Source organism: Lentilactobacillus otakiensis DSM 19908 = JCM 15040 (assembly GCF_001434145.1).
Classification (GTDB): domain Bacteria; phylum Bacillota; class Bacilli; order Lactobacillales; family Lactobacillaceae; genus Lentilactobacillus; species Lentilactobacillus otakiensis.
Map to the genome: position 1 here is coordinate 130132 of NZ_AZED01000003.1, position 23905 is coordinate 154036.

Here is a 23905-nt window from a genome sequence, read left to right on the forward strand (position 1 = left end):
CTTAAATGGCATGTTACAATTTCTTCGAGGTGATTTTGATGTGTGGACGTTTTATGTTTGAACCAAAAAAGAATCCAGAAATTAATCGAATCTATGAGCTGGCAACGAGTAATGGCTACCAACCAAAAATTGGTGAGGTGTTCCCATCAGACCAGACTGCATTGGTCATACCTGGACAAGATCAGGTTCAGGTTGTTGCAATGAAGTGGGGATTTCCTGGCTTCAAGCAAGGTCAATTGATCATTAATGCCCGATCGGAAACCGTCAATGACAAAAAGATGTTTGCCAAGTCTTTTCTAACGCGCAGGTGCGTGTATCCGACCTCCGGATTCTTTGAGTGGTCGAAGGATAAAGATAAATATTGGTTTAATTATGGTGACGATCCGGAACCACTTTATATTGGTGGCTTCTACAATATTTTTGATGGGACTCCACAGAGTATTTTGTTGACAACCGCGCCAAATCAATCGGTTGCAAGTATTCACGACCGGATGCCACTGATTTTGAAGAAAGACCAAATTAAGCCCTGGTTAAATAATTATGAGTTTGCGAACCGCTTCTTAACAGCTTCAATGCCATTACTTAGCTCACGGGGTGTTTAAAACATACCATTGTGTGGTATTATCTATATGGGAGCTAAATCCCAAATTAATGAAAAACATTTTGCAATCACTAGGATCTGGTCGGGGAGAAATCTCTGGCCTTTTTTGTTTGGTTTCCGGTTTGCGTGTTGCAATATCTTACACATGAGATATATAATTAAAATAATATTAGAAAAGTCTCATTTGAATATCATATATTACGAGGGAGATATTGCCATGAAAACTATGAAGAAGTGGTTGGCGTTAGGGGCGATCAGTCTTTCGACACTGGCATTCGCAGCCTGTTCGAATAACAAAAATTCTGAGACGCAATCCAAACCAATTTCGATGCCGACAACGTATAGTGCAGCCGGGAAGGCGACCCAAGCAGGTAACGACAGTACATTGAATGCTGCTGAAGTTGTTGATGCACCCTTTACCGGGATTACCCTGGCTGTTTTGCAAGATAATGTTGAGGATTCTGATGTCTATTCGCCAGGCGGTGGTGATCAACTTTTCAAGAGTAACAAGGATTTCAAAATTGTAAAGGGTGGTTTGGCCAATCTGAAACTGGATCGATCTGACAATACTGCCACGATTACGATTCGAAAAGATGCTAAATGGTCGAACGGCAGCCCAGTGATTGCCAAGGATGTTGAGTATGCCTACGAGATTATTGGTAACAAGAACACGGCCGCTGAACAGTATTCCTCAGATATGGCAACCATCAAAGGAATGGCGGCCTACCATACCGGCAAAGCCAAAACCATTTCTGGGATTACTTATCCTGACGGTCAAAACGGGAAACAAGTCGTGATTCACTACACCCGGCTTTCACCAGCGATGCAGTATGCCGGGAATTCCTTTCTTTGGGGAACTGTCGTGCCATATAACCACATCAAAAATGTCAAGATTTCCAAACTGTCATCTGCACCAGCAGTCCGAAAATACCCAGTGTTTGTAGGACCCTACAAACTTCAGAATCAGGTCCAAGGGGAATCAACCGCTTGGGTGCCTAACAAGTACTACTGGGGACCACAACCAAAGATTAAACATATCAACATCCAAGTGGTGTCATCAAGTAACGCTGCGGCAGCCTTTAAAGCCAAGAAGTTTGACTTTGCACTCGGTGGTTTACCTGCCAGTCAATACAAGTCTGTTAAGAACATCAAAGGTTATACATTGGCAGGGGCGCCAGGACTTAGTTACGGCTACTTTGGCTTTAACGTCGGTTACTTTGATACCAAGAAGAACAAGAACGTGATGTACAAACACAGCAAGATGAGCAATAAGAACTTGCGAAAGGCCATGCTGTACGCGGTCGACCTGGACAAAGTGAACAAAAAACTCTTAAGTGGTGTTCAATGGCGTCCAAATACCTTGATTCCACCAATTTTCAAAAAGTATCATGATGATAAAGCGGCTGGGTTCCCATATGATATGGCCAAGTCCAAGCAATTACTGAAGGACGCTGGTTACAAGAAGAAGGGTAAATGGTATGTTCAACCAAATGGCAAGAAGCTGACCATCCACTTCGGTGCCATGCAAGGTTCAGCTGCCAGCAACGAAATTTCCCGTTATGAGGTTCAACAATGGCGTAAATTGGGCTTGAACGTTCAAATGACGAATGGCCGACCACTTGAAATCAATAGCTTCTACTCAATTTTGGGCGAACCTAAGCAAAATAAGATCGATGTTTTTGTTGGTGGCTGGCAGTTAACTTACGAGCCCACTCCAACTCAATTCTATGGCGAAGATGCCACCTATAACATGGGGCATTTTGTTACCAAGAAGAATACCGAACTGCTTAACAGTCTGAACAATAGTAAAGCCTGGAATCAGAGCTATCGGACCAAGCAATTCAAGAAATGGCAGGAATACATGAACGAGCAGGCTGCTTATGCGCCTCAAAGCACTTTGCTGAGCTTCACACCGGTTAACCATCGGCTGAAGAACTTTAAGCAGGCAGCTTACAATAATTATCTGTTCCCGACTTTCTGGGATAATTTGGAATTGACGTCGAACCAGCCTAAATGAAAGTAAATTAAACGAGTGATATGAGAAGACTTTTTCTCTCATGTCACTCGTTTTTGTGTTTATAGTAAATCATTTCCTATCTGAAGTGAACTTGATAAAGGTTTGATTCATTATTAGTAGAGATATCATCAAAAAAATCGGATGACATTGACGCTTAGAAACCGCGAACCATCAACCGCAAACTTTCCGCCGAAATGGCAAAGGCAACAAATACTTGCTGGTAAAGATTCTGAAACTTTGTATATTGGATGTAGAACTAAAATAACTTCAAAGTGAGGTGCCCCATGACAAGTCTATCGACACATGGTTCGGCTACAAATCGAAACAAGATTATCTGGATGTTAATTCTATTTATGGTGATTGAAAAAGTTCTGGAAAACGGCGTGCTGGTGCCGGCTATCTTGAAGATGCCATTTGGAGACTTGACCAGTAATCTCTTGTATAAAGGGATAGAAGTGTTGCTGGTCTTGGGCCTGAACTATTGGTTGGTCAAGCAGAAACTATATTTTTCATTCGCCCTTAATTTCAAGACAATTATCTTTATGGTTGGTGGAATTGGCTATATTAGCTTGTTTATCCACTCGGGATCGGTTAAGTTTCTTTTCCCAACTTTGGGATTAGCTTTGCTGACAGCTATTTCTGAAGAACTTCTTTATAGAGGTGTCATTTTTGTAGACTTACTAAAGATATTGACCGCTCGACATGCGAGCGGTCTAAATATCATCACTGCGGTGATTGTGTCCAGCCTCTTGTTCAGTCTCCAGCATCTTAGTAACCTAGCCAGTCAGTCTTGGTTGGCTACGGGATGTCAATTAATTCAAACTTTTGGAATGGGTGTCCTCTTTGCCGCAGTGTATCTCAGGACAAGCTCACTTTCCTTAGTGATATTTACACACTTTATCATCGACTTCCCGATGATATATTTGAGCCAGATTAGTGTCGCTGCCTCTCGATCTGCCGGCATTGAGACACAACCCTCTGTACTGGGTTCGATTATCGTGGCTTGCTTATATGTTATCTGTGGGATTATTATCTTTCATTCACATTTAAAGGACCGGTTGGTAAAAGCTCTGAACAAGTCTTGATCAAACTTCCCAACCTCACACATTAAAATTCCCGATCCCGATAATCTTCCCAATTGGGCATCTTCGAGTGATTCTCCTTGGCGGTTTTGATGTCATGGTAAAATCTGACCTTACGTTTGATATGACGCTCGTTTTTTTCCAAGAGGGCCAGTTGTTCCAGCACCCGCTGATAATGATTGTCCAAGATCTCACAGGTTTTATCCAAATTAGCATCATCGTCCTGTGCTTCGAACAATTCCTGCAGTTCCTTTAACGTCATGCCGGTATCTTTGAAGCAGCAGATTGCCCCCAGCCGGTTGAGGTGCTGCTGGGTGTAAGCCCGGCGTCCCTTTAACCGCGGAATGTCATATAACAACCCCAAATCCTCGTAATAGCGCAGTGTTGTAGTCGGCAGGTGATACATTTTTGACACTTCGGTGATTGAATAGGTTTTCACAGTCGTCGTTTTCAATTAGTAGCCTCCAGAAGTAAAATAATTTTACTTCAAGTATACTTGAAGTGTTACATTTAAGCTAAACAAATCAGGAGATGGGGAAATGTATAAAGCATCCAAAGATCGGTACGATAAAATGGTTTATAACCGCGTGGGCAAAAGCGGCTTGAAAATTCCTGCTTTAAGCCTTGGCTTGTGGCATAACTTTGGAAGTGTCGATTCATTTGAAAACCAAAAGGCGATTATTCATCAAGCCTTTGATTTGGGAATCACCTACTTCGATTTAGCCAATAACTATGGACCGGAACCAGGAAGTGCCGAGGAAAACTTTGGCCGGATTATGGCAGGCGACATGAAGCCATATCGGGATGAAATGATCATTGCCAGCAAAGCTGGTTACTACATGTGGCCAGGCCCATACGGTGAGTGGGGTTCTCGCAAGAACATCATTGCCAGCGCCAACCAGAGTTTGAAGCGGATGGGCTTGGACTATGTTGATATCTTCTATTCTCATCGTTTGGATCCTGACACACCACTCGAAGAAACTGCGCTTGCATTGGATGAGTTGGTTCACGAAGGCAAAGCATTGTATATTGGCATTTCGAATTATGATGGCAAGCAAACTGAAGAAATTACCAAGATTTTCAACGATTTGAAGACGCCATTTGTGATTCACCAGCCCCGGTATAACATGTTCGACCGTCATATCGAAAACGACTTGTTCCCAGTTTTGAAGAAGGAACACAAAGCAGCTGTCAGCTTCAGTTCACTGGCACAGGGCTTGTTAACAGACAAGTATCTTAATGGGATTCCAGCCGATTCACGGGCTCATAAGTCGACCAGCCCATTCCTTCACGAAGAGCAGGTTGAAGAAACCATCAAGACGGTTAAGAAACTGAATCAAGTTGCCGCCGATCGTGGCCAAACATTAGCTGAAATGGCATTGGCTTGGAACTTACGCGAACCAGAAATTGCCAGTGTCCTGGTTGGGGCTAGTCGCCCAGAACAATTACTCGACAATGTCAAAGCTTTGGACAACCTTGAATTTTCTAGCGAAGAGCTTAAGAAGATTGACAATATTCTGGCAACTCAAAAACCAATTAAATAGCAGACAGAAAGGCAGTCGAAAATTTTCGACTGCCTTTGTTATATATTTCAACTACCCATTGATGGTTGACTGGAAGTATAAACTGCTCGATACTTCAGCACAATATTGGCTTTCTTCTGCGTTCCAACTGAAGACCATTTACCTTGAGTCTTCTGGTAAACAAACTTTGGTGAAGTTCCATTCAATTGAACGAAGAACTTACCATCACCTGATTTACGAACCCGATAGACTTTAGTCTTACTATCGGGTGAAAGGGTTGTTGCAGGATCCGTCTTGTTATAAGCGACGATACTCTGGCGGATCATATCTTTATATTGATTGGTCTGATGGCTCTTCATGATGATCCCGACAATTCCGGCGATCACAATTAACACCATCAACGAAAGCATGACCCACATGATATTGGCCCGCTTGGCGTTTTGGGCCTTTTCTTTTTCATTCATTCTATATCACCTCATCTGGAATCCGTTAAATCGGAAACACTTACATGTTAAATGTATCACACATAGCGAGGTTTGAGAAAATTATTAGTTTGTCGTTAGTGAATATCCAGGCCGACTTTGGCTTTCATTGTCAAAATTCGTTTGACGGCCGCGTTGATGTGTTTGACTGAGATTTCTTTTTTGGCAACTGCACGACGCAACTCAGGGATGCCGCGCTTATAATCGCTGGTCAAAAGAACATCGTTGCCGGCTTTGAATGCAGCAACGTCACGGTAGACATGGTGCGAGACGGCATAGTTACCAACTGCCTGCATCTGCAGGCTATCAGAGACGATGACGCCCTTGAAATGCAGATCGTTTCTCAGCAAACTGATATCTTTCTTGGATAGTGAAGCAGGCTTGTGTGGATCGATTTTTTTCAAAATAATGTGCGTGACCATGACGGAATCAACACCACTGTTGATTCCAGCCTTGAATGGTAGAAAGTCCATTGTCTTGAAGGATTTTAGTGACCGGTTCACGCCCGCTGATCCGGTGTGAGTGTCTGCGGCAGAACCGTAACCAGGGAAATGTTTGAGGGTAGCTGCGACATGCTGGCCTTGAATTGCGGGCACACTCTTAGAAATATACATCGAGGTATTCTTGTACCCTTTACCGATTGTCCGATCATAGATAAAACTGCTGCGGTGCTTGGAAACGTCGGCAACCGGTGCGAAATCCCAGTTAATCCCGAGTGAATGTAACTGTTTAGCTTGGTAGCGGTACATTGAAAGAACTTTCTTCATGCCGCCTCGATGAAGCGCCTGTTGAGGGGACAAGTAGTATCTGTGACCGGAAATCCGTTTATTGGAACTGAGTCGCGACACAGTTCCGCCTTCTTGATCGGTTGAAATGGTCAGCGGGATTTTCGCACTATGCTGATAGCTTTTTAGTCGAGACTTAAATGATGATCGGGTGCCGACATAATTATTGCCCATCAAGATAATCCCGCCTAAATGGTATTTCTTAATGTTGTATTTGGTGGCAGATTTATTATTAGAAACTGCGGTGACGAACAATTGACCGATTTTCTCGTTCAAGGTCATATGCTTAATCCGGTTATCGATCTTTTGAGATGTCGTCATTTTATGGTGAGTCCCCGATGCAATTGTTTGAGGATTATTACCAGGGACAGAAAGCCCTAGCCCGCATGAAATAACTGCGATTGATGCGAATGTTACCAGTGGTTTAAAATGAATGGTCATGAACGCTCGTCTCCTTATATGTACATATTATGTCAATATAACCAGTATATGATAAAAGTGAACGCATGAATCATAATTATTATAATTTGGTATATTTTATGATGAATCAGCGGTTCAAACATAAGGTGTACAATATTCTCATCATATGTATGGGAGGACATCGTCATGGATATTCTGTTGCTAATTATTGTTGGCTTTATTATTGGAACGGTCGTCATTACCCTTGGAGGTGGTGGGGCTGCGTTTTATCTGGGTATCTTGACGACGGTGTTTGGACTGGGACCGGCAAGTGCAGCAGCAACCTCACTGGTAACCTCATTTCCATCACTGTTAATTGGATCGTATTCCTATTTCAGATTACATAAAATCAAATTAAGAATTGCTTGGCGAATGATCATCTTTGCGGTGCCATCCGTCATAGTTGGTTCACTGTTATCCCCATATATTCCGGAGAAAATTTATCAGTACATTATCGGAGGCATTTTGGCTATTTTGGGTATTCAAACCCTGTTTAGTAAGCAGAATAGCGGCAAAAAGCCAAATAAGTGGCTGGCGCCCGTCTATGGTGTGATCAGTGGATTGATGGTCGGGATTGGTGGTTTGAGCGGCGGCGGTCCAGTGGTTGCCGGTTTGTTGGTTATGGGAACCGACATGGTCACGGCTGCGGCAACCTCTTCATTGGTGCTCGTGGTGATGACCGCAACTGGCTTGGTGTTTCATTTATCAGCTGGTAATGTTGACTGGTCGGTGGGTCTTGGCTTAATGGCAGGCGCAATTTTGGGATCGTTTTTGGCCCCGGTTCTTCTGGGCAAATTGGACCCGCAAAAATTTACGAAGTATATTAAACCCGTTTTAGGTGTCTTGTTAGTTGTCATGGGAACCTTTACCGCATTTAAATAAAATTGTTTCCAGAAATGGATTTGCTCCCACGGTCTATTAACAAATTCAAGGTTCGCGTTTGGTTTGCGAACTGATTTAATTTAAAAAAGTTGAAACTTATTCTTGCTCATTACCTGACGTCATGGGATATAAAAGAATCAGGAGGTGATAGCGATGTCGACATATACTACTGGAGAGTTCGCAAAACTGGGTGGTGTTTCGATCAGAACCATTCAATATTATGATCAGAAGGGGATCTTGAATCCTACCAAGATTTCTGATGGTGGCCGGCGTTTATATACTGACAAGGAGTTGCAGGCACTCCGGCTCATTCTGTTGTTAAAATCAATGGGATTACCGTTAGCGACGATCAAAGATGTTTTGTCCGAAGATAATTCAACACAAGTCTTGTCATTGATGCTGACCGAACAAGAGAAGAAGCTTAAACATGAAATGACAATGACTGCCGGTCAACTGGAAACACTTCGTAAAGTGCAAGACAGTCTTTCTGATTACGAACTGATCTCCCAAAACGACCTTGACGGCATCGAAAATATCATGCAAAGCAAACCAAAGTTAAGAAGATTTTATTGGTGGATGTTCTTTTGGGGCATCTTGATGGATGTACTGGAAGTTTTCGCGGTAGCTGTGTGGATTGTTTCAGGCAACTGGGTTCCTGCGGCAATCATTTTCCCACTGGTCATCGTGGCAGCAGTTGTCATTGTGCGCGAGTACTACATCAAGGTGGAGTACATTTGTCCGAACTGCCATCAGTATTTCAAGCCAAGTTGGCGAGACTTCATGTTTTCAAAGCATACGCCTAAGACACGGAAGTTAACTTGTCCTCACTGTGGTTATCGCGGATACTGCGTTGAGGTTTATGATGTGAAACAAAGTGTTGAATAACAAAGTGCCTGATCGTTAGTCCGCGATCAGGCACTTTTTGTGTATTATTTATTTTCCAAAATCTGGTTCATCGCGCTATCAGCTGAACTCTTGTACATGGTCCCAAACTTATTAGTGTGAACCATTAAGTAATAGAGCCGGTAGAAGTTCAGTCGTTCATTTGCTCCTGGATCCAGTGGATAAACCGCATTGTAGGCTGCATAGAAATCAGCATCAAAGCCACCGAATACTGTGGTGATACCTAAATCAAATTCCCGGTCACCATAGAATGATGCTGGATCAATTAAGGCTGGTCGGCCGTCCGCCAGGAACATATAGTTGCCACCCCACAAGTCACCGTGTAACAACGATGGTTCACTGTCGTGTTTCGACAGCTTATCGAGAATCACTTCGCGAACCTGTTTGTATTTGCTGTCGTCGCTGGCATTCCAGAGATGTTTCTTCAGCAAGGCGTCACGGAGTCGATCTAAACGATGGTCCACAAATAATTCACTCCAAGTGTCAGTCCAACTGTTGTCGAAACTTTCGTCATTGCTGACATAGGGCAGGTCGAAGCCAAACTTTCCGTTCTTACTATAATGTTCATGCAAATTGGCAACCAATTCACCTAAATCACTTTGACTGCCCGAACCTGATTCCAAAAAGTTCAGCAACAAATAGGCATTACCATCAATTTGCCCGTTGCCAAGCACACGCGGTGCCAAGACATTGGCCTCCTCGAATGCTTTTAGCCCAGCAATTTCACCTGCATAAAAATCTGCTGTGGTGTGTGGTTGAACCAACAGGAAGTATGTGTCATCCTTAGTTTCTAATCGATATGCTTGATTAACATCACCACCGCCAACGGGGACTGCTTTGGTAATCTCCTTGATTGGCAGCTGTGATAGCCATTGATCATCCATTGAATAATCACCTCTGGGTTCATTGTAACTGAAAATCGAGAAATATGTGTACTTTGATAATTGCCTATGGAAATAAATCGGGTTACCATTAAATTTAGATGGATTCTGCTGACTATCATTTAAGGAAAAGGAGCGGTTCACATGAATTATTTACAAGTTGCGAAGCCTTTAACACTAACCAATGGACAACGAATTAAGAATCGCTTTTTCAAGTCTGCAATGAGTGAAACGATGGCGGAAAATCATCAACCGGATCATCGATTTGCAAAGTTGTACGGTACTTGGGCAGCTGGCGGATCTGGGGTCATCGTCACTGGTAATGTAATGGTTGACCACCGTGCCCTAGCTGAACCGGGCAATGTGGTTGTAGAAGATGAAGGCAGCTTGCCAATGCTTCAAAAATGGGCTGAAGCGGGAACTAGAAACCACACCCAATTGTGGATGCAGCTGAACCATCCCGGCAAGCAGTCACCAAAGTATTTGTCAGCACAACCAGCTGGACCGAGCGCAATTCGGATTGATGGACCCAATGCTAAATATTTTAACGTGCCACGTGCGCTCACAAACTCAGAAATTTATGCGATTATTGACCGCTTTGTCCATAGTGCGGAAATTGCCCAAAAAGCTGGGTTTACCGGTGTTCAGATTCATGGGGCATTTGGATATCTGGTGAATCAGTTTCTATCACAAAAAGATAATCAGCGGACAGATGAATTTGGTGGCTCAATTGAAAATCGAATGCGGTTTCTGATTAAGATTTATCAAGGAATCCGGGAAGCTTGTGGTGCTCAGTTTGCGATTAGTTTAAAGTTAAGTGTTCTCGACTTGAGACCGGATGGGTTCACGGAGCACGACTCAATTGAAGTTGTTGAAAAAATGGCTGAGCTTGGGATTGACTTGATTGAAATTGCCGGGGATGATTATGAAGATTCAACGGTTGGCTTTTCCGGGTATGCGCACATGTTGAGGCAGTTAGTGAATGTTCCAATTGTGCTCAGCGGTGGATTTCGGACTATTTCGACCATGGAAGAGGCGATTGGCCGAGATGATGCGGATATGATTGGAATCTGCACGCCGATGGTAGTCATGCCTGATTTGCCGAACCGGATTTTGAATGGTGCTTATCAAGCTGTTCGGCTACCCCTGACGATGGGAAGTCGACGGTTGGATGAAAAATACACTGCTGCATTCGTGATTGCGTACTGTGAACAGCAGGCTCGTCGGATCGCATCAGGTAAGCAACCACAGCTCTATTCAAGTGGTTGGCGAGCACTGGCAGCCAGTGTTGCAATGCACGGTCCGGAAGGCTTAATCCCACGCCGGGCACAATAAAGAAAATAATAAAGGATTGGAAGAAAGGCATGTCACAAAGATTTGAACCAAATGATTTAGCTGAATTAAAGGATATGTATGACGTGATCGTGATTGGATCAGGAGGTGCCGGCTTAACGAGTGCCATCCAGGCTTCAGAGCTGGGACTCAAACCGGTGATTCTGGAAAAAATGTCAACCGTTGGTGGAGATACCAAACGGGCTTCTTCTGGCATGAATGCAGCGGAAACCTTTGTGCAAACCGAACACGGAATTGAGGATAGTGTTGGCAAATTCTACTACGAAACTTTGCGTGGCGGACACGGCCAAAACGACCCGGAATTGCTTAAATACTTCACTGAGCATAGTTCGCGGGCAATTGAGTGGTTATATAAAGAAGGCGTTCAGTTAGACGACCTCACAATTACCGGTGGCATGAGCGTTCCCCGAACTCATCGCCCTCACACAACTGAACCAATTGGTGCGTATTTGGTGAATGGATTGTTAGAACAGGTTCGGGCCAAGCAAATCCCACTATTCTGTGGGGCTAAAGTAACCGCAATTAATGGTCAGGATAAAGTGTCTGGCGTTCAAGTGCAAACCGCAAACGGTAACCAAGCCATTCAGTCAAAAGCTGTCATTATCGCGACTGGTGGTTTTGGTGCCAACAAAGCGCTACTGGCGCAATATCGACCAGACTTATCCAAATACAAAACCACTAATCAGCCCGGAAATACCGGGGATGGTATTTTAATGGCAGAAGATATTGGCGCTCAAGTTGTCGACATGGATCAGATTCAAGTCCATCCAACTGTCCAACAAGATACTGACCACGTATACTTAATTGGAGAAACCGTTCGAGGTGAAGGTGCCATTTTAGTCGATCAAGATGGCAAGCGGTTTGTGAACGAAATGGAAACCCGTGACAAAGTTACCAATGCGATTAATAAGCTTGGTGGCACGGGTGCCTACTTAATATTTGACCAATCAGTCCGTGATCGTGCCAAGGCAATTGATTTTTACAATAGTGTTGGTTTGGTGAAGAGCGGTTCTGATTTGGGAGAACTTGCAGAAAAATCCGGAATTGATGGGGAAATGCTTAATCAGGCAGTGGACAAGTGGAACCGGTCAGTTTCCGATCGGTTGGATATGGCATTTGGCCGTAAAACCGGCTTGCATGTCCTCGACAAGCCACCATATTATTCGATTCACATCTCACCGGCAGTTCATTACACGATGGGTGGCGTAAAGACCAATGACCAGACTCAAGTGCTTAAATCAGGTGGTGAGCCAATCCAAGGGCTATACGCAGCCGGCGAAGTTGTCGGTGGTCTCCATGGGTCTAACCGAATTGGTGGAAACTCGATTGCAGAAACCGTCATTTTTGGTTTGCGTGCCGCCCAGCAGGTTCGGGATTATTTTTTTGATATGTGATCATTGTTCACACCAATTGTTACCGTGGTCGAAGGAAATTATTTTGTTGAAGAACCTATTATTAGGCTGTCTCAGTTTATTATCAACATGTTGATTACTGGCTTCCAGAAAAAGTTTCCTGTTAAATGTGTGGTTCATTTATATCTTTCAGGAATGCGCTAATGGATAATTAGTTGTAATTATCTGTTGAGACTTGTGATGTTTAGTAAATAATTACTAATGCTTGTATACAACCTATAACCATTAAAAAGCACCACAAGAACTGAAACAAAAAGCGTTAATCTATAAAATCTATTGCGCTTACTACTTTTTCGGATGATATAGATTGGCATGAATGCGGCAATTGATGGAATTAGGGAGGATGCTAGTGACAATAGTAGCAAAAAAGCCTCTTCTCTGCTCTCGTTTTTCCTTCTTTTATCAAAACTTACTTTTGGATTATGTGGTGAGTTATTATATGGTCTCGGAGATGAGGGGTCACAGCATTTTAAAAGATTATCTATGGATTTGCCATATAAATTACTTAAAATGATCAGATTATCCAAATCAGGATACCCTCGCCCATTTTCCCATTTGGATACTGATTGTCTTGAAACTTGTAGAACGGTAGCTACATCATTCTGAGATAGACCAGCTTGTTTACGTGCTTCTTTTAAGCTATTTAAAACCCTTAGAATAATAATCACCCCTATAAACGTCCTTAAATATACATTATAAACATTTCTTTAAAAAAATCTATACTCTAAATTATAAATACTGACACTAAGCTTTATCTCGCATGTTTACCTCCACAAACTGTTTTGTAAACTGGTGGTTTACGTTTGATGAGGTAAACAAATAGCTTCTTTATTTTATTCCTCATTCAAGAAATAATTACCTCTGTTAACAATTTTTCAATACGTATTGATTTTTAAATGGAGGGAATTTATGAAGCTTAAATAGTATAGTGTTTTACTGATGGCTGGAATGTCATTTGCAGGAATTATTGTTCCGAGTCTCACTGTATCAGCAAATAAGGGTTCATTCCGCACAAACCACGTTCAAGGGCAATCAAACGTTCCGGTTGATAATAGTCCGGTTATTACCGATCCATCGAATGATTTTTTACCAACTAACCTCGCTCAATATGCAACAATTGATTATAATGAGAGTACCGACGAGACGACGGTGGCCATTACTGATTATCATATGCGTCAATTGTTAATTAAGGAAGGCGTTAGTCCTGCTGAACTCGGACATTATGGCTTTACGAGATCTAATGGTGTTACAAAAATAATTTGGCATGGTAAAGCTCGACATGGCAATGTGGACTTATATCTCTCAAGAAACACAATGGTTATGTACCATGCATTATCTGGCGCAGCCGGGTTGGTTGCGATAATTGTGGAAGCCTATTTTGGACAATATGCTTCCGCTGCTAAACAATTTGGAAAAGTTATAGCAGAGACAATTGCAGCAGGTAATACACATAACGGAAAGGTTTTCTCTGCCAGACACTGGACTGATATTTCAGTTCATAATCAATAATTATGAGGTGTGAGTGATTAGATGATTCAAAAAAAGAAGCTACAGAATTATTCAAAATGGTTCCAGATTTTAGATCGTTTATCAAATCTAATGATAAGTGCTGGAATTATCTCAACAATTGTGATTATCATCTCTGGAAATGGGTATGCGTACATTGCTGATGTAATTGTAACTTTCTTTATCATTATTTGGTTGATAACCTTTTTTGCTGAGTCATTTTTACACTTATCTAAACATAACTGACTTGATGTGGTCTTTTAATGATCAACATTTAACGATTAATATGAAGCAAGTAGCTCCCAGCTGAATAGCTATCGGGCTGCTTGCTTTTTTGTGTAATAAAAATCGTTGTATATCTGGTTATACTATGGCAATTGCGAAATAGTGTTGATGCGTTACCGGATCCGGCATTGTGACAAAAATAAAGAGGACTCAGTTATCACCAAGTCCCAATCGTTTAAAATAGCTGATCAATTTCATCAAATTCTGCTTCACTTAACTTTACATCAAGCGCCTTAGCATTGCTGTCTACCTGTTCGGGAATCCTTGCGCCGGGGATAACGACACTGATGTCTGGATTGGCAATGTACCAAGCCAAGATGATTTGAGCAACGGTCGCTTGATGTTTGTCGGCGATTGTTTTCACTCTACCTAAGCTATCGATAATGCCACTGAATTCTTCTGCCGAGAACTTACTGAACTTGCTAGCATCATTCTTGCCATATTTACCTGTCAGTAAACCCATTGCCAATGGTAAATAAGGGATGAACGAAATGTTGTTGTCCTTGAGATAAGAAAAGACTTCTTTCTCAGCTTGCCGGTGAACCAAGCTATAATGGTTTTCAACCACGTCGACTTGGCCGTCTGCATTGGCTTCCTTGATCTGGTCCAGGGAGAAATTAGAAACCCCAATTGCCCGGATCTTACCGGCCTTTTTCTCCTCAGCCAAAGCATTCACGGCTTCGGCTTTTGGCGTGCGATCGTCTGGAAAATGAATATAGAAGATATCGATGTAATCGGTGTTCAGACGCTCCAATGCCTCATCAACGGACTTCTTTAGGAACTTGGGGTCGTTATTTGGCTTCAAGTCGTTATTGGGATCTTGAGCCGCTTTAGACGCAATGACGATCTTGGAGCGGTCATAATCTTGAATCACATCACCAATGAGTTCCTCGGATTTACCCAAACCATACATAAAGGCCGTATCTAATAAAGAAATGCCATCATTAAGTGCTGCTTTGACCACAGCAACCCCATTTTCATCTTTGAGGCCATCAAATAAATTGTGGCCGCCAACTTTATTTGTGCCTAATCCCAGTGGGCCGGTAGTGACGTCACTTTTGCCGATTTTAACTAAATGATCCAATTGAAATTCCTCCTTCAAATCAAAATGGGTTGAAATAAATAATTTCCAACCCATTTTGCGTATTTATAGATTAGTCGTCATAAGGTCCCTTACCCAAGTATGCATTAATCATCCAAATATTCTTGTCAATTGCTTCTTTAAAACCGTTCAGCATATCTTGAGTTGGGAAATCTTTTTCTTCATCAGTAACTTCGATGCCCTTTTGGTACTGGTCACGTAAGTATCTGAATTGATCAACCAGACGCTGCATGAAATCGCGCATGGTTAACTGATCCCAGGTTACTTTTTCATCGGGAAGGCCAGTATTTTCGATAAATTCATGTGTGGTTGCGAATGGTGATCCGTTTATAGCGATCAGTCGTTCTGCCACATTGTCCAATTGATCTGCCAACTCGTCATTATAGTCATCCATTAGTGGGTGGAGTCTAAAGAAGTTCTCTCCACGCATATACCAATGGGTTTGCTGGATGTTGGTTTGCAACTGACTTAAATCAGCCACCAATTGGTTCAACTGTTCACGGGTCTTTGGAAAATCATATTTGTCTGCCATCATATTACCTCCCAATAAGATTGTAGTCGCTTACATCCATAGTGTAACTGATTGGGAGAGTGGGTATCAAGAAAGTTGCTCTTTAAAATGTTTAGTGGTCGCGGGGGCCGGTAACCGTAGGATCTTGTTGAGCTTGTGGATTTGGGATCGGCGATGCTTCTTCCAGCTTTGAATCCTTCGAGGTTTCTAACATATGAACATAGACCAGGAAGCTGACGAACGCAGCTGCTGATACATAATAGAAGAACCAATCTTCGTGGCCGATATGTTTGAGCCAGAGTGCGATGTATTCAACACTGCCCCCGAAGATCGCAACTGTCAGACCATATGGGAAGCCGACACCAAGTGCCCGAATCTCGGTGGGAAATAGTTCAGCCTTGACGATTGCGTTAATTGAAGTGTACCCGCTGACAACTAACAGGCCACCCAGCATCAGCAGGAATGAGGCAACTGGACTATCGAAGGATTTAAGTCCCATAAAAATGGGGACTGTCAATAGCGTGCCGCCAATTCCAAACCAGTAAAGCAGCGGCTTACGACCGATTTTGTCCGAGATGTGGCCAAAGAGTGGCTGTAAGCCCATGAAGATTAATAATGCAACGAAATTAATCATCGTGACCAGTTTAGGTGCCAATCCCAATGAGTTAATCATGTATTTTTGCATGTAAGTGGTGTAAGTGTAAAAGGCGATTGTCCCACCAAAGGTTAATCCCATAACGGTGAGCACCTGGTTGGGATATTTGGCAAGTTCATGCAAGGTTCCTTTGGCAGCTTTTGACTTTTCTGATTTTTTAAATTGATTGGTTTCATCCATTGAAAGTCGGAGATACAGCACAATCACAGCCCCGACCGCACCGATGGCGAAGGGAATCCGCCAGCCAAATGCTCTTAATTGTGCATCGGAGAAGACTGCTTGGAGAACGATTTGAACGACCAGCGCAATTAGTTGGCCACTAATAAGGGTGACGTATTGAAATGATGCGTAGTAGCCCCGGCGTCCGGCTGTGGCCATTTCTGATAAATACGTTGCAGAAATCCCATATTCGCCACCAAGTGACAGGCCTTGAACCAGTCGGATACAAACCAACAGAAGTGGTGCAAACACACCAATTGTGCTGTAAGTGGGGATAATAGCGATTAGCAAGGATCCGGTTGCCATGATACTGACAGACAGCGTCAATGCAGATCGCCGACCCTTTCGATCTGCGTATTTACCCATAATAAAGCTACCAAATGGCCGCATCAGGAAACCGACCGCAAAGATAGCGGCGGTACTCAGCAGTTCAACAGTTTGATCCCCGTCCGGGAAAAAGTCGCCGGCAAAATAAATTGCAAAAGATGCATAAATGTACCAGTCAAACCATTCAATCATATTGCCCAATGAGCCTTTGATAATGTTGCTGGTAATCCGCTTTTGACTATATACTTGCATGCTGATAACCTCCTTGAATAAAGTTGGTGGCAGAAACCGATTAGATATTCTCTAATTAGTTCCATAGTATAGGTTAATTATTCATGGCACGCAAGAGAATATGTTAGGAAACATAACATAAGGCAAAATAAAAATCAGCCAGATTCTCGTCTAGCTGATTTGGGGGATTTACTATGCAACAATTGATTCCAATCTTAGCAAATGGTCAATTTCATATGTTGGGCTGGTCTTGGTTGTGTTTTGTTGATGATGCGGGTTGAACCACACGGAGTCTAGGCCATAGGCGGATGCTCCCTTAATATCTGATGTCAGTGAATCGCCAATGACAAGGGATGCCGATTTAGAGAAACCGTTAATTTTCCTCGCCACATAGTCAAAGAATGCCGGATCCGGTTTTTGATAGCCAATCACTTCAGATGCAAAGACACTCGTAAAATAGGGTGCCAGTCCAGATTCACTTAACCGTCGACGCTGAGTCTTGGCAATGCCGTTGGTAACCACATAAATGTCATGATTGGCACTCAAGTCTGCCAGTAATTCCTCCGCGTGGGGCATCTGAGTATGCCCTTCTGCCAAGTAACTGCGATATTTGGCTTCATAAGCTTGGCCATCAACCTGCTTACCATATTTTCCGAAGAAGAGATTAAATCTGGTGTCCAGCAATTGTTCGCGGGTGATTTCTTTACGCTCATATTGCTGCCAAAGATGCTCGTTCAGTTCATGGTAGTCTTCATAGATTGTCGGTGTCAGTTCTTCGCCGATGTTTTCAAAAAGTTTCTGCATTGCGTGCTGTTCTGAAGCTTGAAAATTAAGCAGGGTGTCATCGACATCGAATAATAGAGTGGAATACTTCATTGGGCATTACCTCGCGTTTATTTTGTTTAATTCTATCACAAAAATTTCTGACTAAATCATTTAAAATTGTGCACCTCCCCGTCGTTAGAGTGATACGATTAAATTAATACATAGATATGGAAGGGGAATCTGAACATGTCAAATCAAATCACATTGTATCAACACGGCACGCTCGCATTATTGGTGCCTGGGTTGCTAACAGGCACGATTACAATGGCTGAACTGTTAAAGCATGGTGATACGGGCATCGGAACCGGTGAAGGCCTTGATGGTGAGCTGATCATTCTTGACGGCAAACCATATCATGTTCACGGAACGGGTGACATCACGATTGCCCCGGATTCATTTACAATGCCATTTGCCAACGCCCATTTTGCCCGCTATTCACCACTGGCAGAGCTGGAGAACGTTGACGAGGCTGATTTGAATCAACAAATGATTTCATTGAGTCGGGCCAGAAATACCTTTTTCTCGGTTGAAGTTCACGGGGTATTCTCAAATGTTCAGACAAGGGCTGCCGTCAAATCAAATCCACCATATAACACATTGGCCGAAACAGCTGAAAATCAAAGTGTCTTCAATCGGGATCAGGTCAAAGGAACTTTAGTGGGCTATTATTCACCTGAATTATTTGAAGGGGCAACGGTTGGCGGCTTCCATCATCATTTCATCTCTGACGATCATCAATTTGGCGGCCATGTGCTTAGCTTTCATCTTGATAAGGGGGATGTTAGTTATCAGTTGTTTGACACATTTGAACAACATCTACCTGTTGGAAATAAGCAATATATGGAACATGATTTTTCGAATGACGACATTGCAGGTGGCATTCATCAGTCGGAATAGTCGCACTTGTTAATGAATTATATCAATCATAGTAATCATAAAGAATAACAGGTATAACCTTTTAGTAAATGTAATAATAACATTAGTAAAAAATGTGCGCTTGCCGTGATCCTTGCGGCGAGTGCATTTTATTATGCGATTTTTGTGAATTTGTATGCCAATTAGATTTTAGGGTTGATTTATACGGATGAATCCGTTAACATAACACATTATGGACGCAGGTTATTTTTCGCTGGCAAGTATAAATCGCTGCGAAAATGAATGTAAGCGTTACTATAGCAATGTTTGCTTATAGTTGTATTTAATATTTTTTGGTTAAGATTTGTGCGATTTGTTATGTAACCCCTTTCAACCCTTTCGAAATGGGATACGACATTAATGAACGCTACAGATAAGAATTACAAAGGAGAATTGTCATGGAAAAGGTTGCTGTAACAGAAAAGAAAATCTCCAGTGGATTTATTTATTTTTTCGGTTCATTCGGTGGGATTTTATTTGGATATGATATTGGTGTAATGACGGGGGCATTGCCATTTTTACAAACAGATTGGGGACTGCAGAATAACGCCACAATAGTTGGGTGGATCACCTCTGCAGTAATGCTTGGGGCGATCTTTGGCGGCGCAATTGCTGGCCAGCTCTCTGATAAATTAGGCCGTCGTAAAATGATCCTACTTTCTGCTCTGATTTTCATGGCTGGTTCACTACTTTCTGCCATTTCACCTCATGATGGCCAATTCTATTTGATTGGTGTCCGGGTTTTCCTTGGATTAGCTGTTGGGGCTTCATCTGCCTTAGTTCCTGCCTATATGTCAGAAATGGCACCTGCAAAGATGCGGGGTCGCTTAACGGGAATTAACCAGACGATGATCGTTTCGGGGATGCTTCTATCTTATGTCATGGATTTTGTCTTGAAAGACTTACCAGAGAACTTCGCATGGCGATCAATGCTTGGGTTGGCCGCACTACCGGCTTTAATTCTGTTCTTTGGGGTTATGAAGTTACCTGAATCACCAAGATTTTTAGTAAAAAATGGTCGTCCTGACGAAGCTCGCCGAGTTTTGAGCTACATTCGAAATAATGATGAAGAAATTAATAAAGAACTTGATCAAATTCAAGATACCGCGTCACAAGAAAAGAAAATCTCTAAAGCAACTACATGGGGAACTGTCTTTAGTTCAAAATATCGTTATCTGGCCATTGCTGGTATCGGAGTCGCGGCTTTTCAACAGTTTCAGGGTGCCAATGCGATCTTCTACTATATTCCATTAATCGTTGAAAAAGCCACTGGAGAGGCAGCCAACTCGGCTCTCATGTGGCCAATTATTCAGGGAATTATCTTGGTAATTGGGTCATTGGTATTCTTGGGCATTGCCGATAAATTTAAGCGTCGCACACTGTTGATTCTTGGCGGGACTGTGATGGGATTGTCATTTCTTTTGCCAACAGTCATCAAATTCTTGGTGCCAAACGCCAGCCCGCTGATGATTGTTGTCTTCTTAAGCATCTACGTGGCTGCCTACTCATTTACATGGGCACCATTAACTTGGGTACTCATCGGTGAAGTCTTCCCACTTGCCATTCGTGGCCGGGCCTCAGGTGCCGCTTCATCAGCTAACTGGGTCGGTTCGTTCGCAGTTGGGCTCCTCTTCCCAATCATGACTGCCAGCATGCCACAAGATGCCGTATTTGCCATTTTTGGTGTTATCTGCTTGTTAGGTGTCTGGTTCATCCATTCACGTGTACCAGAAACTAAAGGCCACAGTTTGGAAGATATTGAAGAAGAAAACATTAATAAATAACTATTTCAAGATCACTATTTACACAAAAGGAGAAATGCCATTCGATAGGCATTTCTCCTTTTGTGCTATTATTGCTGTTTTGTTCAATCAACGAGCTATTTTTTATTGAACTTATGGTCAATCTTGCTTGCGATTAGGCCAGAACATAAACTAAGGAGGATAATTAACATGGCATCAGGGAGTATCACGTTGTTTCCGAAATATGACTTTAGGAGCGGTTGGATGAAAGATGCAGCTAACATGCATCCTAATGATAAACAAAAGATGATTCAGAAAGATGCCTTTTTCATAATGAAATTCTCCTTTCAGTTACTATGCTACAATTAATTTGAAATGTAAAGAATTGCCTGACTGCCCACGACTGCTAGCGTGAGCAGCTCTTTTGCACTTGAATGCACACTTTTAAATAACATACGGATTGACTGCAAAGCTCAGAAAGCCAAAAATGGCCAAAATAAAAACTGTTCAAGCAGATATTAACAAAATACCCCTCAAACAGATCGTTTGGAACTATTGCAGTAATTCTTTAATAATTGCTTCGCCAACTCCGGTTGCAGAATTAGGATTCTGTCCGGTAATCAATCGATCGTCGACCACGATATTGGGCTCAAAGGCGGTTCCCTTTACAAAGCTGGCACCGGCCTTACTCAACTCATCTTCCAGAAGAAATTCGACGTCATTGGTCAGTCCATTCAAAGCTTCTTCATCGTTTGTAAAGCCAGTCAACTTGCGACCGTGGACAAACCTGTTTCCGTCAGCCGTCCGCATTGGCAGTAAGCCGCAGACGCCGACGCAATTAGCGGCAACGACCCCGTCATTGGCATAGATTTTTTCAGCAATCGCAGCCAGTTCGGTATTTTCAGTAAAATCGGTCATCGAACCGTGTCCACCAACAAAATAAATCACTTGATAGTCTTGAGGGTCGACATCTGCCGGTTTTAACGATTTGGCTAAATGCTCGTTTCGAAAGGTATCATCCAGATAGTATTCCCAGTCGGTTGCATCCATATCATCAGTGCCCAAGCTCAGAGGATCGATTGGCACGTAACCTCCTTGTGGGCTCACGTAATCAACATCAATCCCGTTATCGGCCATGACCTTATTGAAATGGCTGGCTTCTTTCAGCCAGATCCCAGTGGCCCGCTGAATTTTCTTAAACTTGGGGTTATTTGTAACCACCATTAATGCTTTTGTCATGAAATGAATTACCTCGATTTTTGATTCTTAATAAACTTTTCGTTATTATACCCAACCCCCATCATAGCAGATTATGATTAAGATTGATGTGAAATGGGGTGTTGTATAAGTTTTAACACATATGTTATCCTTATAGCCAGCCACGCAGTAAAATGTGGTTACTTGTAGAGCTACACAAAAATACTAGGAGGAACAAATGGCAGACACAATATTAAATGTCGAACATCTCAATAAGAACTTTGGTAAGAAACAAGTTCTGAAAGATGTTTCGTTTTCAGTCCAAACTGGCCATATTGTTGGTTTGGTCGGGCCTAACGGTGCCGGTAAATCAACAATCATGAAAGCCGTCCTGGGTCTATTTAACTACGCAAGCGGCAAAATTACAATTGATGGCGATCCCGTGTCACCAACCAGCCATAAAGCAATGGACAAAGTCGGGGCTTTGATTGAATATCCCGGCATCTACCCATTTTTAACAGGGTACCAGCACCTGCAGCTTTTCTCCAAAGATTCGACTTCAAAGGATCAAATTATGGACATCGTCGACAAAATGAAGATGGATTCATACATCAACCGAAAGGCAAAAACCTATTCGTTAGGGATGAAACAAAAGTTGGGGATTGCGTTGGCCTTAGTTGACCGACCAAAATTTGTCATCTTGGATGAGCCAATGAATGGTCTGGATCCACAAGCCAATAAAGACTTGCGGACCATTATTCTTGATCTCGCCAAGCAGGGCACGACCTTCTTGATTTCCAGCCATATTTTAAGTGAGTTGGAAAAATTGATTGACGATCTGGTTGTCATCGATAAAGGCCAAATTGTTTACACCGAAAGTATGGCCAATCTTGAAAGCGGCGGCAAGAAGTTGCTTGTCCTCAAGACTTCTGACGATGCCAAGGCAAAAGATCTCCTGGCTCAAAATAATTATCAACTTGATGATGGCGATAAGCTTGCCGTCATCGAAAATGATCAAACCAAGATGGCCGACGTCATCAAACTGCTGTCTGACAACGACATTGAAATTGAAGATGTTCAACACGTCCACAGTGATTTGGAAACTTCATTATTGAACCTGCTCAAAAACGACAAAGTAAAGGAGTCATAGAATGATAACCTTAGTTAAACAAGAAACTTTCAAACTGCTTCATAAGAAAAGTACCTACGCTGTTTCTGCGACTCTATTGATTATCATGACGATCTATGCCGTACTCACCAAGAACTATCCCAAATATTGGGGCGCCCCTCAAGGCCAATTTGTGGGGATGTTTACAGGCGCTACCTGGATTGTCTTCTTTATGATTGCCGCCTGCAGTTCAATCATCGCGATGGAGTTCCAGTATGGCACGATTAAAGAATTGTTATACCGGAAATATTATCGGGGGCAAATCCTCGTGAGCAAGTGGATCACAATGTTGCTCTATTCGATTTACTTCTACGTGCTTGCGTTTGTTTGGTCACTGCTACTGAAAGTGGTTCTTTTCAACGATAAGTTCCAGCTGTCTGATACTTACCAATCGGGTCATTCAGTGATTGAAGCACAATGGCTCGGCATCATCGGGACATTTCTAACTGTCTGGCTGGTATTGAGTCTGGTTCTCTTGTTAGCAAATATTTTCAAGAGTACCGCAGCGGCGATTTCAATCGGAATCATCGGGTACTTTGCTTTGTCGATCATTTCCAATGTGATGTTTCTCTTAATGCAGAAATGGGAATGGCTCAAGTGGAATCCGTTAAACATGATGAATTTACCGCAACAACTCTTAAGCGATTCGGTTCATAAGATGACCCTGCTTTCGACACCTGAGATGGTCTGCGGTAGTTTAGTTTACACCGCAATTTTCATGGCAATTAGCTACGTCGTGTTTAAACGCAGAAGCGTCTAAGCAAAATAAATAAACATAGATTAAAGCTGCTTCCAGCAATGGGGGCAGCTTTTTCGTGCCCGTAAATCTTAATAAACCGCAT

The 23905-nt window shown here is 42.6% G+C and carries 24 protein-coding genes; 14 read left to right on the forward strand and 10 right to left on the reverse strand.

The genetic code is table 11. The annotated features are described in order from the left end of the window. The first annotated feature begins 38 nt into the window (after nucleotides 1-38). The 3 genes from FD05_RS01005 to FD05_RS01015 all read left to right on the forward strand — a co-directional run bounded on the left by FD05_RS01005 (nucleotide 39) and on the right by FD05_RS01015 (nucleotide 3703). A complete protein-coding gene (locus FD05_RS01005; RefSeq protein ID WP_039933063.1) occupies nucleotides 39-602 on the forward strand; it encodes an SOS response-associated peptidase in 564 nt (187 codons plus the stop codon). Nucleotides 603-818: 216 nt separating this feature from the next. After that, nucleotides 819-2618, forward strand: coding sequence for an ABC transporter substrate-binding protein (locus FD05_RS01010; protein ID WP_039933065.1), 1800 nt, complete (start codon nucleotides 819-821; stop codon nucleotides 2616-2618). A 284-nt stretch (nucleotides 2619-2902) separates the two neighbouring features. Beyond that, on the forward strand, nucleotides 2903-3703 hold the full coding sequence (locus FD05_RS01015; RefSeq protein WP_020281566.1) for a CPBP family intramembrane glutamic endopeptidase: 801 nt from the start codon (nucleotides 2903-2905) through the stop codon (nucleotides 3701-3703). A 22-nt stretch (nucleotides 3704-3725) separates the two neighbouring features. On the opposite strand, the gene FD05_RS01020 is transcribed toward FD05_RS01015, so the two are convergent. Beyond that, nucleotides 3726-4154, reverse strand: coding sequence for a MerR family transcriptional regulator (locus FD05_RS01020; RefSeq protein ID WP_051990634.1), 429 nt, complete (start codon nucleotides 4152-4154; stop codon nucleotides 3726-3728). Nucleotides 4155-4239: 85 nt separating this feature from the next. Between FD05_RS01020 and FD05_RS01025 the strand changes: the two genes are divergently transcribed. After that, nucleotides 4240-5244, forward strand: coding sequence for an aldo/keto reductase (locus tag FD05_RS01025; RefSeq protein ID WP_020281568.1), 1005 nt, complete (start codon nucleotides 4240-4242; stop codon nucleotides 5242-5244). A gap of 47 nt (nucleotides 5245-5291) precedes the next feature. Here the strand turns inward: FD05_RS01025 and FD05_RS01030 are convergent, their stop codons facing one another. Together FD05_RS01030 and FD05_RS01035 are read right to left on the reverse strand one after the other, a co-directional pair. Further along, complete coding sequence (locus FD05_RS01030) at nucleotides 5292-5687, reverse strand: hypothetical protein (protein WP_020281569.1); 396 nt, start codon at nucleotides 5685-5687, stop codon at nucleotides 5292-5294. A 95-nt stretch (nucleotides 5688-5782) separates the two neighbouring features. Continuing rightward, on the reverse strand, nucleotides 5783-6931 hold the full coding sequence (locus FD05_RS01035; protein WP_020281570.1) for a glycoside hydrolase family 3 N-terminal domain-containing protein: 1149 nt from the start codon (nucleotides 6929-6931) through the stop codon (nucleotides 5783-5785). A 165-nt stretch (nucleotides 6932-7096) separates the two neighbouring features. On the opposite strand from FD05_RS01035, the gene FD05_RS01040 reads away from it, so the two are divergent. Both FD05_RS01040 and FD05_RS01045 read left to right on the forward strand, forming a co-directional pair. Then, nucleotides 7097-7831 (forward strand): sulfite exporter TauE/SafE family protein, encoded by a 735-nt coding sequence (locus FD05_RS01040; RefSeq protein WP_020281571.1) that lies wholly within the window; start codon nucleotides 7097-7099, stop codon nucleotides 7829-7831. A gap of 153 nt (nucleotides 7832-7984) precedes the next feature. Next, nucleotides 7985-8716 carry a MerR family transcriptional regulator gene (locus FD05_RS01045; RefSeq protein WP_020281572.1) on the forward strand — a complete coding sequence of 244 codons (732 nt, stop codon included), beginning with the start codon at nucleotides 7985-7987 and terminating at the stop codon, nucleotides 8714-8716. Nucleotides 8717-8760: 44 nt separating this feature from the next. On the opposite strand, the gene FD05_RS01050 is transcribed toward FD05_RS01045, so the two are convergent. Further along, nucleotides 8761-9618, reverse strand: a complete 858-nt coding sequence (locus FD05_RS01050) for a fructosamine kinase family protein (protein ID WP_020281573.1) — start codon at nucleotides 9616-9618, stop codon at nucleotides 8761-8763. Nucleotides 9619-9759: 141 nt separating this feature from the next. Between FD05_RS01050 and FD05_RS01055 the strand changes: the two genes are divergently transcribed. Both FD05_RS01055 and FD05_RS01060 read left to right on the forward strand, forming a co-directional pair. Next, nucleotides 9760-10950, forward strand: coding sequence for an oxidoreductase (locus FD05_RS01055; protein ID WP_020281574.1), 1191 nt, complete (start codon nucleotides 9760-9762; stop codon nucleotides 10948-10950). Between the two features lie 8 nt (nucleotides 10951-10958). Next, nucleotides 10959-12362 (forward strand): flavocytochrome c, encoded by a 1404-nt coding sequence (locus FD05_RS01060; RefSeq protein ID WP_223602651.1) that lies wholly within the window; start codon nucleotides 10959-10961, stop codon nucleotides 12360-12362. A gap of 179 nt (nucleotides 12363-12541) precedes the next feature. Here FD05_RS01060 and FD05_RS11440 read toward each other — a convergent pair whose 3' ends face one another. Next, complete coding sequence (locus tag FD05_RS11440) at nucleotides 12542-13048, reverse strand: helix-turn-helix transcriptional regulator (RefSeq protein ID WP_223602645.1); 507 nt, start codon at nucleotides 13046-13048, stop codon at nucleotides 12542-12544. A gap of 271 nt (nucleotides 13049-13319) precedes the next feature. Here FD05_RS11440 and FD05_RS01065 point away from each other — a divergent pair, with 271 nt between their 5' ends. Then, entirely contained in the window at nucleotides 13320-13889 is a 570-nt protein-coding gene (locus FD05_RS01065) for a hypothetical protein (protein WP_051990637.1), read from the forward strand. Nucleotides 13890-14346: 457 nt separating this feature from the next. Here FD05_RS01065 and FD05_RS01075 read toward each other — a convergent pair whose 3' ends face one another. The 4 genes from FD05_RS01075 to FD05_RS01090 form a co-directional block, all read right to left on the reverse strand. Continuing rightward, complete coding sequence (locus FD05_RS01075; protein ID WP_039933067.1) at nucleotides 14347-15255, reverse strand: aldo/keto reductase; 909 nt, start codon at nucleotides 15253-15255, stop codon at nucleotides 14347-14349. A gap of 70 nt (nucleotides 15256-15325) precedes the next feature. Beyond that, nucleotides 15326-15805, reverse strand: coding sequence for a Dps family protein (locus FD05_RS01080; RefSeq protein WP_039933069.1), 480 nt, complete (start codon nucleotides 15803-15805; stop codon nucleotides 15326-15328). 91 nt (nucleotides 15806-15896) lie between these two features. Further along, nucleotides 15897-17237 carry an MFS transporter gene (locus FD05_RS01085; RefSeq protein ID WP_020281581.1) on the reverse strand — a complete coding sequence of 447 codons (1341 nt, stop codon included), beginning with the start codon at nucleotides 17235-17237 and terminating at the stop codon, nucleotides 15897-15899. A gap of 171 nt (nucleotides 17238-17408) precedes the next feature. Beyond that, nucleotides 17409-18092: a YjjG family noncanonical pyrimidine nucleotidase gene (locus tag FD05_RS01090; RefSeq protein ID WP_020281582.1), complete on the reverse strand. Its 684-nt coding sequence runs from the start codon at nucleotides 18090-18092 to the stop codon at nucleotides 17409-17411. Nucleotides 18093-18227: 135 nt separating this feature from the next. On the opposite strand from FD05_RS01090, the gene budA reads away from it, so the two are divergent. The 3 genes from budA to FD05_RS11610 all read left to right on the forward strand — a co-directional run bounded on the left by budA (nucleotide 18228) and on the right by FD05_RS11610 (nucleotide 21067). Beyond that, nucleotides 18228-18938 carry an acetolactate decarboxylase gene (gene budA, locus FD05_RS01095; protein WP_020281583.1) on the forward strand — a complete coding sequence of 237 codons (711 nt, stop codon included), beginning with the start codon at nucleotides 18228-18230 and terminating at the stop codon, nucleotides 18936-18938. Between the two features lie 416 nt (nucleotides 18939-19354). After that, nucleotides 19355-20740, forward strand: coding sequence for a sugar porter family MFS transporter (locus tag FD05_RS01100; RefSeq protein WP_020281584.1), 1386 nt, complete (start codon nucleotides 19355-19357; stop codon nucleotides 20738-20740). Nucleotides 20741-20908: 168 nt separating this feature from the next. Next, a complete protein-coding gene (locus FD05_RS11610; RefSeq protein ID WP_156401565.1) occupies nucleotides 20909-21067 on the forward strand; it encodes a hypothetical protein in 159 nt (52 codons plus the stop codon). 183 nt (nucleotides 21068-21250) lie between these two features. Here FD05_RS11610 and FD05_RS01105 read toward each other — a convergent pair whose 3' ends face one another. Beyond that, the gene (locus tag FD05_RS01105; protein WP_039933071.1) at nucleotides 21251-21937 is read right to left on the reverse strand and encodes a type 1 glutamine amidotransferase domain-containing protein; all 687 of its coding nucleotides are present in this window, start codon (nucleotides 21935-21937) and stop codon (nucleotides 21251-21253) included. A gap of 196 nt (nucleotides 21938-22133) precedes the next feature. On the opposite strand from FD05_RS01105, the gene FD05_RS01110 reads away from it, so the two are divergent. Further along, a complete protein-coding gene (locus tag FD05_RS01110) occupies nucleotides 22134-23045 on the forward strand; it encodes an ABC transporter ATP-binding protein (protein WP_020281586.1) in 912 nt (303 codons plus the stop codon). A gap of 1 nt (nucleotide 23046) precedes the next feature. Beyond that, nucleotides 23047-23823 (forward strand): ABC transporter permease, encoded by a 777-nt coding sequence (locus tag FD05_RS01115; RefSeq protein WP_020281587.1) that lies wholly within the window; start codon nucleotides 23047-23049, stop codon nucleotides 23821-23823. Nucleotides 23824-23905: the final 82 nt, after the last annotated feature.

Bases quoted from the DNA above. Each gene is read 5' to 3' on its own strand.
- FD05_RS01100 (WP_020281584.1), top strand. From the start codon at position 19,355: ATGGAAAAGGTTGCTGTAACAGAAAAGAAAATCTCCAGTGGATTTATT.
- FD05_RS01055 (WP_020281574.1), top strand. From the start codon at position 9,760: ATGAATTATTTACAAGTTGCGAAGCCTTTAACACTAACCAATGGACAA.
- FD05_RS01065 (WP_051990637.1), top strand. From the start codon at position 13,320: ATGGCTGGAATGTCATTTGCAGGAATTATTGTTCCGAGTCTCACTGTA.
- budA (WP_020281583.1), top strand. From the start codon at position 18,228: ATGTCAAATCAAATCACATTGTATCAACACGGCACGCTCGCATTATTG.
- FD05_RS01005 (WP_039933063.1), top strand. From the start codon at position 39: ATGTGTGGACGTTTTATGTTTGAACCAAAAAAGAATCCAGAAATTAAT.
- FD05_RS01085 (WP_020281581.1), bottom strand. From the start codon at position 17,237: ATGCAAGTATATAGTCAAAAGCGGATTACCAGCAACATTATCAAAGGC.
- FD05_RS01090 (WP_020281582.1), bottom strand. From the start codon at position 18,092: ATGAAGTATTCCACTCTATTATTCGATGTCGATGACACCCTGCTTAAT.
- FD05_RS01080 (WP_039933069.1), bottom strand. From the start codon at position 15,805: ATGGCAGACAAATATGATTTTCCAAAGACCCGTGAACAGTTGAACCAA.
- FD05_RS01035 (WP_020281570.1), bottom strand. From the start codon at position 6,931: ATGACCATTCATTTTAAACCACTGGTAACATTCGCATCAATCGCAGTT.
- FD05_RS01015 (WP_020281566.1), top strand. From the start codon at position 2,903: ATGACAAGTCTATCGACACATGGTTCGGCTACAAATCGAAACAAGATT.
- FD05_RS01050 (WP_020281573.1), bottom strand. From the start codon at position 9,618: ATGGATGATCAATGGCTATCACAGCTGCCAATCAAGGAGATTACCAAA.
- FD05_RS01010 (WP_039933065.1), top strand. From the start codon at position 819: ATGAAAACTATGAAGAAGTGGTTGGCGTTAGGGGCGATCAGTCTTTCG.
- FD05_RS01110 (WP_020281586.1), top strand. From the start codon at position 22,134: ATGGCAGACACAATATTAAATGTCGAACATCTCAATAAGAACTTTGGT.
- FD05_RS01045 (WP_020281572.1), top strand. From the start codon at position 7,985: ATGTCGACATATACTACTGGAGAGTTCGCAAAACTGGGTGGTGTTTCG.
- FD05_RS11610 (WP_156401565.1), top strand. From the start codon at position 20,909: ATGGCATCAGGGAGTATCACGTTGTTTCCGAAATATGACTTTAGGAGC.
- FD05_RS01115 (WP_020281587.1), top strand. From the start codon at position 23,047: ATGATAACCTTAGTTAAACAAGAAACTTTCAAACTGCTTCATAAGAAA.
- FD05_RS01025 (WP_020281568.1), top strand. From the start codon at position 4,240: ATGTATAAAGCATCCAAAGATCGGTACGATAAAATGGTTTATAACCGC.
- FD05_RS01030 (WP_020281569.1), bottom strand. From the start codon at position 5,687: ATGAATGAAAAAGAAAAGGCCCAAAACGCCAAGCGGGCCAATATCATG.
- FD05_RS01040 (WP_020281571.1), top strand. From the start codon at position 7,097: ATGGATATTCTGTTGCTAATTATTGTTGGCTTTATTATTGGAACGGTC.
- FD05_RS01105 (WP_039933071.1), bottom strand. From the start codon at position 21,937: ATGACAAAAGCATTAATGGTGGTTACAAATAACCCCAAGTTTAAGAAA.